Here is a 17,026-nt window from a genome sequence, read left to right as displayed (position 1 = left end):
AGAAGGCCGAGCGAAACCGGCGCTCAGGAGGTCATGCGACATGGATGTCGCGAGAGCCCCGATCAGCACAGGGACGTGCTGTCGGGGCGGGCCTCCGTTGCGGGGGAATTCGCGAGGGTAGCCCGGCTCCATCGGGCCCGTATGTCGGGGCAAGCCTTTTTGGTTCCTTTTGTGGCGATTGACAAAAGGGACTCGCCCGAGGGGGCGAAACGAGAGACATCCATGCACTCGGAGCGGCGCGCTACACCCAAACCCAATAGACAGTTGCTCCTACAATTCCAGGAAGCACGGATGTAGGAGCGGGCCCTGCCCGCGATTCGCGCGCAGGGCGCGCTCCTACAGGGGAATGGCATGGCTCGGCCCGCGTAGGAGCGGACTCCGTCCGCGATTGGACTCGCCGGCCATGCCGGACGCCCCGGTGGCACGGATGACGGCGGATAACCATAACCGGTCCGAAGCACGACCCCCATCCTACGGCGCATTCTCCGCCGCCCGCGCCAGGCGTCGCTGGCGGCGGCGCAGGCGGCGGGCCCGGCGTTCCAGCCAGAGGTAGACCAGGCAGGCGAGGAACAGCGGCACCAGGAAGTACAGCACCCGGTAGCCGATCAGCGCCGCCAGCAGGGTGCCGCGACCCAGGTGGTCGTGGAGGATCGCGATGAACACCGCCTCCAGCACCCCCAGCCCGGCGGGCACGTGCAGCACCACCCCGGCGATGCTGCTGATCAGCAGGGTCGCCAGCACTTCCGTGTAGCTGGCCCTGTCCGGCAGCAGCACGCTCACCAGCAGCGCCATCAGCGACCAGTTGGCCGCCCCCATGGCGCCCTGCAGCAGCGCCAGGCGCCAGCTCGGCAGGGCCAGGCTGTACTGCCGCCAGCCCCAGGCGCGGCGCCGGGCGAAGCGGCAGGCCAGGGGGTAGGCCACGCCCAGGGCCAGCAGCAGGGCGCCGATCAGCCGCAGGCCGTTGCGGCCCACCGGCCAGTCGTCCGGCAGGTCGGGGTAGCCGGCGACGAACAGCGCGCCGGCCAGCAGCAGGTAGCCGTACCAGTTGGTCACCAGGCTGAAGCTGAGGATGCGGGTGATGTCCGCCGCGCTCATGCCCAGGCGGCCGTACAGGCGGTAGCGCAGGGCCACGCCGCCGACCCAGGAGCTGAGGTTGAGGTTGAAGGCGTTGCACACGAAGGCCACGGTGAATACCCGCCGCACCGGCAGCGGGTGGCCGATGTAGTAGCGGCTGAGCACGTCGAAGCTGCTGAACACCGCGTAGCTGGCCAGGCTGATGGCCAGCCCCAGGAGCAGGGTGGTGGCGCGGTACTCGCGCAGCAGGTGGAACACCTCCTGCCAGTCGGTGGCGCGGATCAGCAGGAACAGCAGCACCGGCAGCAGCACCAGCAGGGCGATGGAGAGCCCACGCCGGGCCAGCTTCCAGGCCTGCTTGTGCCGCTCCCGCGGCGCGGCGGCGTTCATGGCCGCACCCGCGGGGCGTCCGCCGCCGGCTCGCCATCCAGCCCCCGTGGCGAGCGCAGCTTCTGCCGGTGCGCCGGCAACTGCCCGGCGATGGCCGGGAAATGGCGCAGGAAGTGGAAGCTCAGGAACACCAGGGGCGCGCGCCACCAGTAGCCGCGGCGCGCCACCTTGCGGCTGATGCGCCGGCAGTTGTCGCGGGCCAGGGCGTCCAGGTGCGCTTCCAGCTCCTGGGCGAAACCCGCGTCGTCGATCATCAGGTTGCCCTCCAGGTTCAGCGACAGGCTCAGCGGGTCCAGGTTGCTCGAACCCACCGTGGCCCAGCGGCCGTCGGCCACCGCCACCTTGCCGTGCAGCGGGCGGTCGCAGTACTCGTAGATCCGTACGCCATCGCGCAGCAGGGTGTCGTAGAGCAGCTTGCTGCACAGGCGCACCAGCGGCATGTCCGGCAGGCCCTGGAGGATCAGGCGCACCTCCACGCCGCGCTGCGCGGCCTGGCGCAGCGCCCGCAGCAGGCGGTAGCCGGGGAAGAAATAGGCATTGGCGATGGTCAGCCGCCGGCACGCGCCCTGGATCGCCGCCAGGTAGTGCCGCTCGATGGCCGTGCTGCGCGGGCCGTTGTCGCGCAGCACCAGGCAGGCGCGGGTCTCGCCGGCCAGGCTCGGCAGGCCGGGCGGCAGCCGCTCGGGGGTGCTGCCGTACTCCTCCAGCAGGGCCAGGCTGGCCTGGCGGATCTCCTGGGCCACCGGGCCCTGCACCAGCACCGCGTAGTCCTGCTTGGCCATGGTGCCGAAGTCGGCCAGGTGGTCGGCGCTGAAGTTGATGCCGCCGACGAAGGCGGTGCTGCCGTCCACCACCAGCAGCTTGCGGTGCAGGCGGCGGAACAGGTTGGTGCGCAGGCCCAGCAGCCGCGGGCGCGGGTCGAACAGGTGCAGGCGCACCCCGGCCTCCAGCAGGCTGCCGATGTAGTCCGTGCCCAGGTCGGCGGTGCCGTAGCCGTCGACGATCAGCTCGACCCGCACGCCGCGCCGGGCCGCCGCCAGCAGTGCCTTGCGCAAGGCCAGGCCGACCTTGTCCTCGTAGATGATGAAGGTCTCCAGCAGCACCTCGCGGCGGGCCCTGGCGATGGCCTCGAACACCCGCGGGTAGAAGGCCTCGCCGTTGACCAGCAGTTCGACACGGTTGCCCGCGTGCCAGCGCTCGTTCATGGGCTCACCTCGGCGAGCAGGGGAAGATGGTCGGACAGGTGCGGCCAGGGCCGGCCGCCCAGCACCTGGCTGGCGTGCACCCGCAGGTTGCGCAGGTAGATGCGGTCCAGGCGCAGCAGCGGCCAGCGCGCCGGGAAGCTGCGCGGGGCGCCCGCCTTGTGGGCGAAGGCCGGCGCCAGGCCGCAGCCGGCGAGCAGGGCGCCGGCCTGGCAGCGCCAGTCGTTGAAGTCGCCGGCGACGATCAGCGGCGCCTGGGCGGGGAGGCTTTCCACCAGGCGGCAGAGCAGCGCCAGTTGCTGCCGCCGCTGCGCCTCGCGCAGCCCCAGGTGCACGCACACGGCATGCAGCGGGGCGCTGCCGGGCAGGTCGATGCAGGCGTGCAGCAGGCCGCGCTGCTCGTTGCCGGCGATGGAGATGTCGTGGTTGTCGTGGCTGAGGATCGGGTAGCGCGAGAGCAGGGCGTTGCCGTGGTGGCCCTCGGGGTAGACGGCGTTGCGGCCGTAGGCGAAGGCCGGCCACATGCTGTCGGCGAGGAACTCGTAGTGCGGCGTGGCCGGCCAGCCGGGGTGGCGCCCGGCGTGCAGCTGGTGCTCGCCGTGCACTTCCTGGAGGAACACCAGGTCCGCCGCGGTGGCGCGCACCGCCTCGCGCAGCTCGTGGAGGATGAAGCGGCGGTTGAAGGCGTTGAAGCCCTTGTGGGTGTTCACCGTCAGTACCCGCAGCGAAAGGCCGCTGGCCATCGCCTGGCCGGCGCCGGTGCGGGCCGGCTGGTTCATGCCCAGCCCTCCACCGCGGCGCCCGGCACCTGCTGCTGCGGCAGGTGGACGTCGAGCAGCTGCATCAGGCGGAAGGCATCGAAGGGCGCGCGCACCTTGATGTCGTTGTCGAAGTAGCAGTACAGCTCGCGGTGCCGGCGGTCGCCGCGCCTGTCCGCGTCGATCAGCTCGGCATCCGCGGGCTGCAGGCCGTTGCGCCACAGGCGGATGCGCTCGCACCAGCGGCGCAGGGCCTTCTCGCCGTAGCCGCTGGCATAGAGTTCCTCGGCGCCGTGCAGGCGCAGGTAGGTGAAGTCCGGGGCGGTGAGGTCCTCGGCGTAGGGCCACTTCGACGGCGCGTCGGCCATTACCAGGGCCACGCCGTGCCGGCGCAGCTGGTCGGTGAAGCCGGGGGTGCAGAAGCTCTTGTGGCGCACCTCCAGGGCATGGCGCAAAGGGAAGCGCCTGCCCGGCGGGCGCTGCCCGTGGCGCAGGCGCTCGTCCGCGGAGCCCGCCAGTTCGGCCGCCGCATGGCTGTCGCGTGGCAGCAGGGCGAGGAACTCCTCCAGCAGTTCGCCGCTGTAGGCCAGGCTGGGCGGCAGCTGCCAGAGGAAGGCGCCGAGCTTCTCGTCCAGCTCCAGGGGGCCGGAGGCGAAGAAGTTGGCCAGGCCCTGTTCCGGCTCGCGCAGGCGCCGCAGGTGGGTGACGAAGCGCGGGCCCTTGACGCTGAAGCGGAAGCCCTCGGGGGTCTGCGCCTTCCATTGGCGGTAGCGCTCGGGCGTCTGCAGGCCGTAGAAGGAACCGTTCAGCTCGATGCTGGCGAAGGCATGGGAGGCATAGCGCAGCTCCTCGCGCTGGGGCAGGCCCTTGGGGTAGAACTCGCCGCGCCAGGGGGCGTAGCGCCAGCCGGAAATGCCGATGTGCAGGCCGTCCGTTCCCATGGCGTCACTCCGTGGCGGGCGGCGCCGGCTGGCGGACGCGTTCCTCGTCGCCCGCGGCGGCGTGCCGGCGCTGCGGTTGCAGTTCCACCTTCACCCAGCCGGTCCGGCGCTGGTCGAACGCCTCGAAGGCGGCGATGGCGTCGCTGATGGGCTTGACCTGGGTGAGCACCTTGGCCGGGTCGATGCGCCCGCTCAGCACCAGTTCGATCAGCCGCGGGATGTACTTGCGGTGGTGGCAGTTGCCCATCTTCAGCGTCAGGTTGCGGTTCATCGCGATGCCGATGGGGAAGGTCCGCGAGTCCGGCCCGTACACGCCGATGATGCCGAGGGTGCCGGCCTTGGCCAGGCCGGCCACCGCCCAGTCGAGCACCTGGGCCGGCGCGTTGCCCGGCGTCCAGGGCGACTCGTGGCCTTCACTGGGCGCCGGGGTGACCTCGCCGTGGCTGCGCTCGGCATCCACCCCGACGGCGTCGATGGCGCGGTCCACGCCGATGCCGTCGGTGAGCCAGAGCAGCGCCTGCAGCGGGTCCTCGCGCTCGAAGTCGATCACCTCCGCGCCCTGCTGGCGGGCCATGTGCAGGCGGTCAGGGTGGCGGTCGATGGCGAACACCCGCGAGGCGCCCTTCAGCAGCGCGCTGGCGATGGCGAACTGGCCCACCGGGCCGCAACCGAACACCGCCACCGTGTCGCCGCTGCCCACCTCGGCCAGCTCGGCGCCGAACCAGCCGGTGGGGAAGATGTCGGACAGCAGGATCGCCTGGTCGTCGCTGATCTGCGAGGGCAGGCGGATGAGCCCGATGTTGGCGTAGGGGATGCGCGCCTTCTCGGCCTGCAGCCCGTGGAACGCGCCGTTGACCTCGGGCCCGCCGAAGAAGGCGGTGCCGGCGCGCTGGCCGCCGGGGTTGGCGACGTCGCACTGGGCGTAGTAGCCGGCGCGGCAGTACACGCAGTTGCCGCAGGCGATGGTGGAGGGGACCACCACCCGGTCGCCCACCTGCAGGTTGCGCACCTCGTCGCCCAGTTCCTCGACTATGCCCACGCCTTCGTGGCCGAGGATGGTGCCGGGCTTCATGCCGCCCACGCTGCCGCGCACGAAGTGCAGGTCGGTGCCGCAGATCGCCGAGGCGGTGAGGCGCACGATGGCGTCGTTGGGCTGGCGCAGCGTCGGCTCCGGGACCTCGTCCAGGCGGATGTCGCCGACGTCGTGGAATACCACAGCTTTCATGTCGTTCTCCCGCTGTGCGGCCGGCCACGGCCCGGGCGGCGCCGTGGCCAGGGGGCTGGTCAGTGGGCCTGGGCCACGCCGCGCAGCACGGTGTCGCTGGCCTGGGCGTCGCGGCAGGCGGCGATGTTGCCGAGGGAGACCACGCCCACCAGGCGCTTCTCGCGGGTCAGCACCGGCAGCCGGCGCATCTTCACCTGCGCCATGTTGCGGGCCACGTGCTGCACTTCCTCGTCCTCGAAGCAGTAGTGGATGTCGCCGCTCATCACCCGCGACACCGGGGTATCCACCCCCAGCCCGGCGGCCACCGCGCGGACGACGATGTCGCGGTCGGTGACCATGCCCACCAGGCGGTCGCCGTCGTTGACCAGCAAGGCGCCACTGTCGATCCGTGCCATGGCCGCGGCGGCCTCTTGCAGCGAGGTGTCGGGGGCGGTGGTCTGGACGTTGCGCGTCATGATTTCGCTGATTTTCATGCTGTCCTCCATAGCGGTTGCGGTTGGGGACGCCTTCGCGGGCGCCTATAGCTTCCGACTGGGCGCCGGGGGCACCGTTCAGGCGGATTTCATCCGATTGTCCGGGGGAGGGTGTGCTGGCGCCGAACGCGGATAACACAGCGTCAGCCGGCAGGTTCGTAGGGCGAATAACCGTTCGCGGTTATCCGCCGTCGTTCCATGCACCCGGGCCCGACGCAAACGGCGGATAACGCCGTAGGCGTTATGCGCCCTACGGGAAACCACGCCCGTCACCCATCCCCCTCCTTGCGCAACACGAACAACGCCAGCGCCCGCGGGCCCAGTTCGAAGGCGGCGTCGAAGCCGTGCACCAGGCCGTCGTCCAGGGCCGGCGGCTCGGCCATGGTGTCCAGCAGGCATTGCCAGTCGCGGCCCTGGGCCACGCCGGGGAGCTGGAACTGCAGCGGCTCGTGGTGGGCATTGAGCAACAGCAGCAGGGTGGCGTCGGCGCCGCTGCGGCGGATGCCGGTGGGTTGCGCGCGGCCGTCCAGGAGCATTCCCAGGCAGCGGGCCTGGGGCGTTTCCCAGTCTTCCTGGGTCATCTCGCGGCCGTCGGGGGCCAGCCAGGTCACGTCCTTCACCCCCAGCTCGGCGTTGTACTCGCCGACCAGGAAGCGCCCGCGGCGCAGGATCGGGTAGCGCCGCCGCAGGCGGATCAGGTAGCGGGTGAAGGCCTGCAGCTGGCGGCCCTCGTCGTCGAGGTTCCAGTCGATCCAGCCCAGTTCGTTGTCCTGGCAGTAGACGTTGTTGTTGCCCTGCTGGGTGCGGCTGAACTCGTCGCCGGCCAGCAGCATGGGGGTGCCCTGGGCCAGCAGCAGGGTGGCCATCAGGTTGCACATCTGCCGCAGGCGCAGCTGGCGGATCGCCGGGTCGCCCGTGGGGCCTTCCTCGCCGTGGTTCCAGGAGCGGTTGTCGTCGTGGCCGTCGCGGTTGTCCTCGCCGTTGGCCTCGTTGTGCTTGTGGTCGTAGGACACCACGTCGCGCAGGGTGAAGCCGTCGTGGGCGGTGATGAAGTTGACCGAGGCGTAGGGCCGGCGGCCGCGATGGTTGTACAGGTCGCCGGAGGCGGTGAGGCGCCGCGCCAGATCCGGCAGCTGGCCCTCGTCGCCGCGCCAGTAGCTGCGCAGGGTGTCGCGGAAGCGGTCGTTCCATTCCACCCAGCCGGGCGGGAAGCGGCCCACCTGGTAGCCGCCGGGGCCGCAGTCCCAGGGTTCGGCGATCAGCTTGCGGTGGCTGAGCAGCGGGTCCTGGCGGCAGGCCACCAGGAAGCTGTGGCGCTCGTCGAAGCCTTCGGCGTAGCGGCCGAGGATGGAGGCGAGGTCGAAGCGGAAGCCGTCCACGCGCATCTCGGTGGCCCAGTAGCGCAGCGAGTCGGTGACCATCTGCAGCACGCAGGGGTGGCTGAGGTCCAGGGTGTTGCCGGTGCCGGAGTCGTTCACGTAGTAGCGCCGGTCGTCGGCCTGCAGGCGGTAGTAGGAGACGTTGTCGATGCCGCGCATGCTCAGCGTCGGGCCCAGCTCGTTGCCCTCGGCGGTGTGGTTGTAGACCACGTCGAGGATCAGCTCGATGCCGGCGTCGTGCAGGTGCGCCACCATTTCCTTGAACTCGTTGACCTGGCCGCTGGCCAGGTAGCGGGCGTGGGGGGCGAAGAAGGCGATGCTGTTGTAGCCCCAGTAGTTGCTCATGCCCTTTTCCAGCAGGTGCTTGTCGTCGACGAAGCCGTGCACCGGCAGCAGCTCCAGGCTGGTGATGCCCAGGTGGCGCAGGTGCTTGATCAGCTCGGCGTTCATCAACCCCGCGCAGGTGCCGCGCAGGCGCTCGGGCACCGTCGGGTGGCGCATGCTGATGCCGCGCAGGTGCGCCTCGTAGAGCAGCGTCTCGTCCCAGGGGATGCGGGTGAACTGCTGCTCGCCCCAGGTGAAGGCCGGGTCGATGACCTTGCACCTGGGCACGAAAGGCGCGCTGTCGCGCGTGTCGAAGCTCAGGTCCGCGTCGGGCGAGCCGATGGTGTAGCCGAACAGCGCCTCGGACCAGCGCAGCTGGCCCACCAGTTGGCGGGCGTAGGGGTCGATCAGCAGCTTGTTGGGGTTGAAGCGGTGCCCGGCGTCCGGCTCGAAGGGGCCGTGCACGCGGTAGCCGTAGATCTGCCCGGGGTGGGCGTCGGGCAGGTAGCCGTGCCAGATCTCGTCGCTGTATTCGGGCAGCTCGATGCGTTCCAGCTCGCGCTTGCCGCTGGCGTCGAACAGGCATAGTTCGACGCGGGTGGCGTGGGCCGAGAACAGCGCGAAGTTGACGCCCAGGCCGTCCCAGGTGGCACCCAGGGGGAAGGGGCGGCCTTCGGTGACTCGCGAGTGCGAGCGTTTGCTCATGAGGGGGTCCTCTGCTTGCCGATGGGGCGGGGAAGGCGCCGGGCTCAGCCCTCGTCAGGGCGCTCGGGGTCGGCGGCGGGCAGCTTGCCCTTGCGCCGCGGCGGTTTCTGCAGCAGGGCCGGCTTCTCCGGCGCCTCGCCGGGGGCCTCGCGCTGGGCGATCTGTTCCTGCTCGGCCTCGGCCAGGCTGCGGGCCATCCGCCAGTGGCGTTCGGCCTGGCCCTCGGGGCGGCCTTCGGATTCCCAGATCTGGTGGGCCAGTTCGCGTACCCGGCGTTCGTCGATGTTCATGGGCTTGCCTCCTCGTCGGCGCAGGTCAGCAGGTTGGCCGGCAACTCGCCCAGCAGGGCGGCCACCGCCAGTTCGGCGTCGTCGTCGCGGTGCCCGCCGGCCAGGCCCTGCCAGTGGCGGCCGGCCAGCCCGGCCGGCAGGCGCACGCGGGTGTCGCCCCAGCGCTCGGCGCCCACCCGCGGCAGCGGCGTGTCTTCTTCCAGCAGGCCCGCGCACAGCCGCGGCACCAGCACCAGCAGGTGCCGGCCGGCATGGCTGCGCAGGAAGGCGAGCAGGCAGCCGGCGTGCTCGCCGTGCAGGTCGAGGGGCTGGTAGCCGCCGTGCTCGAACAGTTGCGGCCAGCGCCGGCGCAGCTGCAGCGCCTGGTGCAGCAGGGCCTGCTTGATGCGCCCGTCGCGCCAGTGCTCCAGCAGCTGCGGCCAGTCGGGGTTCGCTTGCAGGGTGGCCTGGCGCCGGGCGTAGTCCGGGGTGCGGCGGTTGTCCGGGTCCACCAGGCTGAAGTCCCAGAACTCGCAGCCCTGGTACAGGTCCGGCACCCCGGGGGCGGTGCAGCGCAGCAGGCACTGGGCCAGGCCGTTGAGGGCGCCGGCGGGCATCAGAGCCCGGGCCGCCGCGGCCACGGCGCCGCGCAGTTCCCGGCCGGCGGGTTGCAGGAGCAGGGCGTCGAGGAAGTCCGCGCAGGCATTTTCATAGGCCTGCACGGGGGCGCTCCAGTCGGTTTCCAGCTTGGCTTCGCGCAGCGCCTTGAGCTGCCACTGGGCGATGCGCCGGTGGTAGGCGCGCAACCCCTCGGCGTCGTCCTCGGCCAGCTCGTGGGGCCAACTGGCCAGCAGGCACTGGTAGAGGATCAGCTCGTCGCCGCCGCTGGGCGCATGGGGCGTCCCGGGGTGGCGCAGGGCCGCGGCCAGGGGGAGCCACTGCGCGACCTGCTCGGCGAACCAGGGGGCGCGTTCGCTCAGCGCGGCCAGGCGGGCGCGGCAGTCCTCGCCGCGCTTATGGTCGTGGGTGGCGGTGGCCAGCAGGGCGCGGGGGAATTCGGCCAGGCGCGCCTGGCAGGCGGCGTGGAATTCCGCGGGTGGCGCCGCCAGGCGCTGCGGGTCGAAGCCCACGTCGTTGCGCCCCAGGGCGGCGGCGTGGCGGTAGCAGGCGGTATCTTCCAGGGCCTTGGCGGCGATGGGCGGGGTCAGTTGCTGGAAGCGCGCCAGCACCTGCCGGCGCTTCTGCCGCAGCGGCCCGGGCGGCACCGCGCGCTGGGGCTCGCCGCCCAGCACCCGGTCGAGCCAGGCCAGGGTGCGCCGGTCATGCTCGTCCAGGCGTTCCTCCGCGGCGGCGCGGGCCTGTTCGAAATAGCGCCGGTCCTGGGCCGAACGGCCGCAGGCGCCGGCGTAGGTGCGGTACACCGGGAAGGCCCGCAGCAGCTGGAACAGCGCACGGCGGATGGAGCCCAGGGGCAGATCGCGGCTGGCCAGGTCGGTACGCGCCAGTTGCCAGAGCTCCTGGGCCATGCCTTCCAGGTCGCCGGCGAAGGCGCCGCCCAGCACCCATTCGCGGGCCGCCAGGCGTTCGTCATCGAAACCCCGGCGGCGGCCGCTGGTCTGTTCCCAGAGCGCCCGCAGGGGGATTTCGCCGCGTGGGTCGTGCTGCAGCAGCGACACCTGGTTCATGAAGTCGTAGCCGCTGCTGCCGTCCACCCGCCAGTCCGTCGGCAGCCGTTCGCCGACGGCGAGGATCTTCTCCACGTACAGCGGCGCCGCCCCGTCGCGGAACGCCCGGCGCAGGCGCCGGCAGTAGCCGCGCGGGTCGGCCAGGCCGTCGACGTGGTCGATGCGCAGGCCGTCCACCAGGCCTTCCTGCATCATTTCCAGGAGGTAGGCGTGGCAGGCGCCGAACACGTCCGGCAGTTCCACGCGCAGGCCGACCAGTTCATTGATGTCGAAGAAGCGCCGCCAGTTGATGTCGTCGGCCGCCACCCGCCAGTTGGCCAGGCGGTAGTGCTGGTGCTCCAGCAGGCGGTGCAGGGGCCGCCAGTCCTGGCCCTCGGCCACCTGGTAGAAGCCCAGCAGGCGTTCGCACAGCGCCCCATCGCCCAGCAGCGCCGCCAGGCGCCGGCACAGGGCGGTGGCCAGCACGCGGGCCTGGGGGTGGCCGCGCAGTTCGGCGAAACGCGGCGCCAGTTCGTACAGCGGGCCTTCGCCGGCGTGCACCAGGATCATCCCGTAGGTGGCCGGGCACACCGGGAAGCACTGCTCGCCGTAGTGCAGCTGGAAGCAGCCGGCGTGCTCGGCGAAGCCCAGGCGGATGCGCCCGGCCCGCAGTTCGTCGAGGTAGTCGCCGCCCAGGCAGGGCAGCAGCACCTGGCGGTCCAGCAGCGGGTCGTCGCTGCGCCAGTGGATGTCGAAGAAGTGCGCGTAGGGGCTGGCCAGGCCCCAGCGCAGCACGTCCTGCCACCAGGGGTTGGCCTGGCCGATGCGCATGTGGTTGGCCACGGTGTCGACGATCAGCCCCATGCCGTGCAGGCGCAGGCCGCCGACCAGCCGGCGCAGGGCCGCCTCGCCGCCCAGCTCGGGGTTGATGCGGGTGGGGTCGACCACGTCGTAGCCGTGGCCGGAGCCGGGCTGGGCGGTGAGCAGCGGCGAGGCGTAGAGGTGGCTGATGCCCAGTTCGGCGAAGTAGTCCAGCCAGGGCAGGGCGTCGTCCAGGGTGAAGTCGCGGTTGAACTGCAGGCGCAGGGTGGCGCGGATGGCGTTCATGAGTCGTGCCCCCGGCGCGCCTGGTCCAGGCGTTCCAGGCGCGCGTTCACCGCGGGGATGTCGAGCATCTGCCCGGCCCGGGCCGGGTAGCGCTGGCGCCAGTTCGGGTGTTCGTCGCCGGGGCCGGGCAGGTTGGGCTGCTCGACGCTGCCCAGGGCGTCTTCCAGGGGCAGCAGCACCAGCGGCGCCGGGGTGCGGCCGACGAACTCGATGGCGCCGTCCAGCGGCTCGCGGGCGATGCCGTTCCCGGCCAGCGCCCGGGCCAGGCCCTGGACGTCCCGCTGGCGTTCCTCGCGGTCGTGCCGTGCCTGTTCCTCGTTACGCTGGCCCAGGCGCTCGCGCCAGTCGATGTCGTGGCCCTGGCGCCAGCCCTCCAGGCTCGGCAGGTCGTGGGTGGTGGTGGTGGCCAGGGCCGCGTCCGGCCAGTGCGCCGGGGCGTGGAAGTGGCCGCCGGCCTGCTCGAACAGCAGCACCCGCATGCCCAGGATGCCGTGTTTGGCGAGCCGCTCGCGCAGGCCCTCGGGGATGGTGCCGAGGTCTTCGCCGATGATCAGCGCCCGGGCCCGCCGTGCCTCCAGGCAAATGAGCCGGAGCAGGTCGTCCAGCGGGTATTCCAGGTAGGCGCCGGCTTCCGGCGGCGCGCCCTCGGGGATCACCCACAGGCGGCGCAGCCCCAGCACGTGGTCGATGCGCAGGCCGCCGGGGTAGCGCAGGTTGGCCCGCAGCATCTCGATGAAGGCACGGTAGCCGTGCAGGCGCAGGCCGTGGGGCGAGAAGGCGCAGATGCCCCAGTTCTGCCCGGCGCGGTTGAGCACGTCGGGCGGGGCGCCGACGCTGACCCCGGCCAGCAGTTCGTCTTGCCGCATCCAGGCCTGGCTGCCGCGCGGGTCGGCGCCAACCGCGAGGTCGGCGATCAGGCCGATGCCCATGCCGGCGTCGCGCGCCGCCCGCTGGGTGTGTTGCAGGCAGCGCGCCAGCAGCCATTGGCAGAACTGCTGGAAGTCGATTTCCTCCGGCTGTTCGAGCAGGAACTGGCGCACGCCTTCGGCCTCCGGGCGGAGGAAGGCCGCCGGCCAGTGGCGCCAGTCCAGGCCGTCGCCGGCCTCGCCGCGGCGGCGTTGCAGGGCCTGGAAGCAGCAGTGCTGCAGCAGGGCCTCGCCACCCTCGTGGCGGAAGCGCTGGAAGTCACGCTGCAGGCCGGCGTCGGCCCGGGCGAAGCCGCCATGCAGTTGCCGCAGCAGGCGCTCGCGGGCCCGGGCGCTGCCTGGCCAGTCCACCAGGGGCAGGCTTTCCAGCTCGTGCAGTTCCTCGCCCAGCCCGGCCTCGGCGATGGCCCGCTCCACCGCGGCCTGGCCGAAGACCTGGCGCGGCGCGGCGTGCAGTTCGTTGAAGAACAGCCGGCTGGAGGGCGAGTAGGGGCTGTAGGCCTGGCGGACGGCGGCGAACATGGCATGCAGCGGGCTGATGGCCAGGGCGTCGGCGCCCTTGGCGGCGGCGCTGCGGGCCAGGGCCTCCAGCGCCGCCAGGTCGCCCAGGCCACCGTCGCCGGGCTCGCGCAGGGCATACAGCTGCGCCGCCAGGCCCCAGGCGTGGCGGCGCCCGTCGCAGAGTTCCGGCACCTGGGGGCAGCGGGGCGGGGCGACGGCCAGGCTCAGCTCCCGCTCGGCCAGTTGCAGGCGGTAGTAGCCGCATTGGGCCACGGGGGGCAGGGCGCTGGCCTCGTCCAGGCGCCCCTCGATGTCCTCGCCGTGCTCGGGGACCAGCCGGAACGCCTCGTTGGGCCTGGCCAGGGGGCCCAGTTGCAGCGGCCGGCCCTGGTCCAGGGTCAGCAGCGAGGGCGGCGCGGCGCGCTCCTGGCGCACCTGGCCGAGGCTCTGGCATAGCTGCCCGGGGCTCTGCGCCGGCAACCCCAGGGCCTCCAGCACCTGGCGCAACACCTCGGGGCTGGCCTGCTGCGGGCGGTTGTCGGCATCCACCCAGTCGAGCTTCAGGCCCGCCTCGCCGGCCAGTTCGCGCAGCAGCGCATCGCTCATGGGCTGTCCTCCAGGCTCAGGGCCAGGCTGCCGGGGGCGAGCCGGCCGGCGCGGTAGTCGGCGACTTCCTGGCCTTCGCAGAAGAGGATCTGCGTCTGCGCCGCCGGCGCCTCGACGAAGACTTCCTCGCTGCCCAGGTTGAGCTCGATGCGCCACAGGCTGCCATCGCCCAGGCGCCAGCGCGCGCTCACCGCCGCCTCGCCCAGGGGCACCGCGCCCAGGGCGCGGGTGCCGTCCAGGCGTGGGATGAGCCAGGCATGGCGCAGCTCCAGCAGGCGCCGGTAATGGGCGCGCCAGGCGCTGTCGGCGTGTTCCGGGCGCGGCCGCGAGGCGACGAAGGTCTCGTAGTCGTTGGGCTCGGGGAGGGCGCCGGAGAAGCGGCCGAAGGCGGCGAACTCCTGGCGCCGCCCGTCGCTGACCGCCTTGGCCAGGTCGCCCTGGTAGTCGGTGAAATAGAGGAAGGGGTTGCGCTCGCCCCATTCCTCGCCCATGAACAGCATCGGCACCATGGGCGCCAGCAGCACCAGGGCCACCGCCACGCGCAGGCGCTCGGGACGGCTCAGGGCGATCAGGCGCTCGCCCAGGGCGCGGTTGCCGACCTGGTCGTGGTTCTGCAGGAAGGCCACGAAGGCCAGCGGCGACAGCTCGGCGCTGGGTTCGCCGCGCACCCGCCCGCGGTAGTCGCGCTGGCCCTGGAAGACCAAGCCCTCGGCCAGGCAGGCGCACAGCTTGGCGGTGGTGGCCCCGGCGTAGTCGGCGTAGTAGCCCTCGTGCTCGCCGGTCAGCAGGTGGTGCAGCACGTGGTGCAGGTCGTCGTTCCACTGCGCGTCGAAGCCCTGGCGCAGCAGGCTCGCCTGGTTGTCCTCGTTCTCCAGCACCAGGTGCAGGTGGCGGCCCTGGGCGGCGCTGCGGGCGCGCCCGGCCAGCTCGACCAGGAAGGCCTTGTCGGCGATGGCGTGCACGGCGTCCAGGCGCAGGCCGTCGACGCGGTAGTCGCGCACCCACATCTCGGCGTTGCCGATGAAGAACTCGCGCACCGCCGGGCGGGTGAAGTCGATGGCGTGGCCCCAGGGCGTGGGCTGCTCGTCGAAGAAGCCCGAGGCGTATTCGCCCAGGTAGTTGCCCTGGGGGCCGAAGTGGTTGTAAACCACGTCGACGAAGACCATCAGGCCCAGCAGGTGGGCCTGGTCGATCAGCCGCCTGAGGTTCTCCGGGGTGCCATAGGCCGAGGCGGGGGCGTAGGGCAGCACGCCGTCGTAGCCCCAGTTGCGGCGCCCGGGGAAGGCGCCCAGCGGCATCAGCTCGATGGCGGTGACGCCCAGTTCGACCAGCCCCGGGAGGAAGTCGAGCAGGGCGCCGAAGCCGTCGAACAGGCCCACGTGCAGTTCGTAGAGCACCGTCTCGTGCCAGGGCCGGCCGCGCCACTCGCGGCTCTGCCAGGCGTAGGCGGTGGGGTCTTGCACCAGGCTGTCGGCCTCCACGCCGCCGGCCTGGGCCCGCGAGGCCGGGTCGGCCACCGACAGCCGGTCGTCGATGCAGAAGCGGTAGGCGCTGCCGGCCGCGCAGGGGATTTCCAGGCTGTACCAGCCGTCGTCCAGCGCCTGCATGGGCAGGCGGCTGCCGTCGCCCAGCTGCAGGTCCACCCGCCGTGCGTCCGGCGCCCAGATGGCGAAGCGCGTCAGCCCGTCGGGCTGCGGCAGGGCTCCGGCCCGGGGCAGTTGGCGGCTCATCGGCGCACGCTCACGGGCAGTTCCGCGAGCAGGTCGCGGTACAGCCGGGTATAGGGGCGCACCGCCTTGCTCCAGTACGGTGGGGCTTCCATGGCCTTGCAGCGCATGGCGTTGAGCAGCTCGGGGTAGCGGTGGATGTTCAGCGCGCGCTGCACCGCTTCGAAGTAGCTGTCCGGGTCGCCCTCGCGGAACAGCAGGCCGGTGACGCCGTCGACGATGGTGTCGGCCAGGCCGCCGGTGCAGCGGGCGATGGGCAGCGAGCCGAGGCGCTGGGCGTACATCTGGCTCAGCCCGCAGGGTTCGTAGCGCGAGGGCATCAGCAGGAAGTCGCTGGCGGCGTAGATGCGCCGCGCCTCGGTCTCGTCGAAGCCGATGCGCACGCCGACGCGCCCCGGGTAGCGCTCGGCCAGTTGCGCCATGGCCCGCTCCAGCGGCGGCTCGCCGCGGCCGATCGCCACCAGGCGGCCGCCGGCCTCGACCATGCGGTCGGCGATGGCCAGGGTCAGGTCGATGCCTTTCTGCTGCACCAGGCGCGAGACCACGGCGAACAGCGGGCCGCGCCCGGGCAGCAGGCCGAAGCTGCGCTCCACGTACTCGGCATTGCGCCGCTTGCCTTGCAGGCGGCGGGCGTCGAAGCGCGCCACCAGGTGCGGGTCGCTGCGCGCGTCCCAGCTGGCGTCGATGCCATGGGTGATGCCGCTCAGGCGGCCTTCCCGGCGGCGCTGCGCGAGCACGCCCTGCAGGCCGCAGCCGAAGGCCTCGCCGGTGATCTCGCGGGCGTAGGTCTCGCTGACGGTGGTGATGTGGCTGGCATGGTTGATGCCCGCCTTGAGAAACGACAGCTTGCCGTAGAACTCCATGCTCTCCGGCAGCCCGGCGTGCTCGGGCAGGCCCAGCTCGGCGCAGCTGCCCAGGGGGCAGGCGCCCTGGTAGCCGAGGTTGTGGATGGTCAGCACGCTGGGCGTGGCCTGCCCGCGCCAGGCCATGTAGGCCGGGGCCAGGGCGCTGGGCCAGTCGTTGACGTGGAGCAGGTCGGGGCACCAGCCGGGGGTGGCCAGGCCGGCGGCCATGTCGGCGGCGGCCAGGCTCAGGCGGGCGAAGCGGATGTGGTTGTCCGGCCATTCGTTGCCGGCGTCGTCGCCATAGGGCGTACCCTCGCGGTCGTAGAGTTCGGGGCAGATGACCACGTAGACGCGCAGGCCGTCGGCCAGTTGCAGCTCGCCGATGTCGCAGGGCGGCAGCGCGGCCAGGCCCGGCAGGTGGCCGACCACCCGGCAGGCGACCGCGCCCTTGAGCACCTGGCGGTAGCCGGGCAGCAGCACGCGGATGTCGTGCTCGGCCAGCAGCGCCCGCGGTAGGGCGGCGGAGACGTCGCCCAGGCCGCCGGCCTTGACGAAGTCGGTGAGCTCCGATGTGACGAAGAGGATCCGCCTGCGCCGCACGGGGGTGACTTCCGCCGTCAGGGAAAACGGCGGCAGCGTGGGTGGGCAGGGGTCTTCCAGGCGGGCATCGGCCAGCAGGTTTCGCATCTTCCACTTCCTCTTTGCAGTGGGCCGGACAATCCTGCCGGCCTTCGTTGGGAGTCTCCGCTTCGCCGGCGACCTCTTCAGGGGGACCGGGCCGCGCGGTGCGAAGTTTCGATTTTCTGCCGGGCCGGGCCGGCGTTTGCCGCTGCGGAACGCACTGCGGGGCAGGCGGCCCGGGCTCAGTACGCAAAGCAGGCTCCGTACCAGGCGGTGCGCTTGTTTCAGG

At 72.1% G+C, this 17,026-nt stretch carries 12 protein-coding genes; all 12 read right to left on the bottom strand.

Going from position 1 to position 17,026, the window contains the following annotated elements:
• Window positions 1-471: 471 nt before the first annotated feature.
• The gene (locus DK254_RS25450; RefSeq protein WP_109936044.1) at window positions 472-1,464 is read right to left on the bottom strand and encodes a lysylphosphatidylglycerol synthase domain-containing protein; all 993 of its coding nucleotides are present in this window, start codon (window positions 1,462-1,464) and stop codon (window positions 472-474) included.
• Entirely contained in the window at window positions 1,461-2,669 is a 1,209-nt protein-coding gene (gene clsB, locus DK254_RS25445; RefSeq protein WP_109936043.1) for a cardiolipin synthase ClsB, read from the bottom strand. Before clsB ends, DK254_RS25450 begins: the two co-directional genes overlap by 4 nt.
• Complete coding sequence (locus DK254_RS25440; RefSeq protein WP_109936042.1) at window positions 2,666-3,445, bottom strand: endonuclease/exonuclease/phosphatase family protein; 780 nt, start codon at window positions 3,443-3,445, stop codon at window positions 2,666-2,668. Before DK254_RS25440 ends, clsB begins: the two co-directional genes overlap by 4 nt.
• Window positions 3,442-4,365: a DUF72 domain-containing protein gene (locus tag DK254_RS25435; RefSeq protein ID WP_109936041.1), complete on the bottom strand. Its 924-nt coding sequence runs from the start codon at window positions 4,363-4,365 to the stop codon at window positions 3,442-3,444. Before DK254_RS25435 ends, DK254_RS25440 begins: the two co-directional genes overlap by 4 nt.
• A gap of 4 nt (window positions 4,366-4,369) precedes the next feature.
• Entirely contained in the window at window positions 4,370-5,590 is a 1,221-nt protein-coding gene (locus tag DK254_RS25430; RefSeq protein ID WP_109936040.1) for a zinc-dependent alcohol dehydrogenase, read from the bottom strand.
• 59 nt (window positions 5,591-5,649) lie between these two features.
• Window positions 5,650-6,063, bottom strand: coding sequence for a CBS domain-containing protein (locus DK254_RS25425; RefSeq protein WP_089393178.1), 414 nt, complete (start codon window positions 6,061-6,063; stop codon window positions 5,650-5,652).
• A gap of 269 nt (window positions 6,064-6,332) precedes the next feature.
• On the bottom strand, window positions 6,333-8,471 hold the full coding sequence (glgX, locus tag DK254_RS25420) for a glycogen debranching protein GlgX (protein WP_109936039.1): 2,139 nt from the start codon (window positions 8,469-8,471) through the stop codon (window positions 6,333-6,335).
• A gap of 44 nt (window positions 8,472-8,515) precedes the next feature.
• Entirely contained in the window at window positions 8,516-8,761 is a 246-nt protein-coding gene (locus DK254_RS25415; RefSeq protein ID WP_089393176.1) for a DUF2934 domain-containing protein, read from the bottom strand.
• Window positions 8,758-11,511, bottom strand: a complete 2,754-nt coding sequence (gene treY, locus DK254_RS25410; RefSeq protein WP_109936038.1) for a malto-oligosyltrehalose synthase — start codon at window positions 11,509-11,511, stop codon at window positions 8,758-8,760. Before treY ends, DK254_RS25415 begins: the two co-directional genes overlap by 4 nt.
• Window positions 11,508-13,544: a 4-alpha-glucanotransferase gene (malQ, locus tag DK254_RS25405; RefSeq protein ID WP_109936037.1), complete on the bottom strand. Its 2,037-nt coding sequence runs from the start codon at window positions 13,542-13,544 to the stop codon at window positions 11,508-11,510. The genes treY and malQ overlap by 4 nt, the downstream gene beginning before the upstream one ends.
• Entirely contained in the window at window positions 13,541-15,274 is a 1,734-nt protein-coding gene (treZ, locus tag DK254_RS25400; protein ID WP_109936036.1) for a malto-oligosyltrehalose trehalohydrolase, read from the bottom strand. Before treZ ends, malQ begins: the two co-directional genes overlap by 4 nt.
• Window positions 15,271-16,803 (bottom strand): glycogen synthase GlgA, encoded by a 1,533-nt coding sequence (glgA, locus tag DK254_RS25395; protein ID WP_109936035.1) that lies wholly within the window; start codon window positions 16,801-16,803, stop codon window positions 15,271-15,273. The genes treZ and glgA overlap by 4 nt, the downstream gene beginning before the upstream one ends.
• Window positions 16,804-17,026 lie beyond the last annotated feature (223 nt).

It is taken from the genome of Pseudomonas sp. RW407 (assembly GCF_003176655.1).
GTDB lineage: Bacteria > Pseudomonadota > Gammaproteobacteria > Pseudomonadales > Pseudomonadaceae > Pseudomonas > Pseudomonas delhiensis.
This window is presented reverse-complemented; position numbering and strand designations above follow the sequence as displayed.

Bases quoted from the DNA above. Each gene is read 5' to 3' on its own strand.
- DK254_RS25450 (WP_109936044.1), bottom strand. From the start codon at position 1,464: ATGAACGCCGCCGCGCCGCGGGAGCGGCACAAGCAGGCCTGGAAGCTG.
- clsB (WP_109936043.1), bottom strand. From the start codon at position 2,669: ATGAACGAGCGCTGGCACGCGGGCAACCGTGTCGAACTGCTGGTCAAC.
- DK254_RS25440 (WP_109936042.1), bottom strand. From the start codon at position 3,445: ATGAACCAGCCGGCCCGCACCGGCGCCGGCCAGGCGATGGCCAGCGGC.
- DK254_RS25435 (WP_109936041.1), bottom strand. From the start codon at position 4,365: ATGGGAACGGACGGCCTGCACATCGGCATTTCCGGCTGGCGCTACGCC.
- DK254_RS25430 (WP_109936040.1), bottom strand. From the start codon at position 5,590: ATGAAAGCTGTGGTATTCCACGACGTCGGCGACATCCGCCTGGACGAG.
- DK254_RS25425 (WP_089393178.1), bottom strand. From the start codon at position 6,063: ATGAAAATCAGCGAAATCATGACGCGCAACGTCCAGACCACCGCCCCC.
- glgX (WP_109936039.1), bottom strand. From the start codon at position 8,471: ATGAGCAAACGCTCGCACTCGCGAGTCACCGAAGGCCGCCCCTTCCCC.
- DK254_RS25415 (WP_089393176.1), bottom strand. From the start codon at position 8,761: ATGAACATCGACGAACGCCGGGTACGCGAACTGGCCCACCAGATCTGG.
- treY (WP_109936038.1), bottom strand. From the start codon at position 11,511: ATGAACGCCATCCGCGCCACCCTGCGCCTGCAGTTCAACCGCGACTTC.
- malQ (WP_109936037.1), bottom strand. From the start codon at position 13,544: ATGAGCGATGCGCTGCTGCGCGAACTGGCCGGCGAGGCGGGCCTGAAG.
- treZ (WP_109936036.1), bottom strand. From the start codon at position 15,274: ATGAGCCGCCAACTGCCCCGGGCCGGAGCCCTGCCGCAGCCCGACGGG.
- glgA (WP_109936035.1), bottom strand. From the start codon at position 16,803: ATGCGAAACCTGCTGGCCGATGCCCGCCTGGAAGACCCCTGCCCACCC.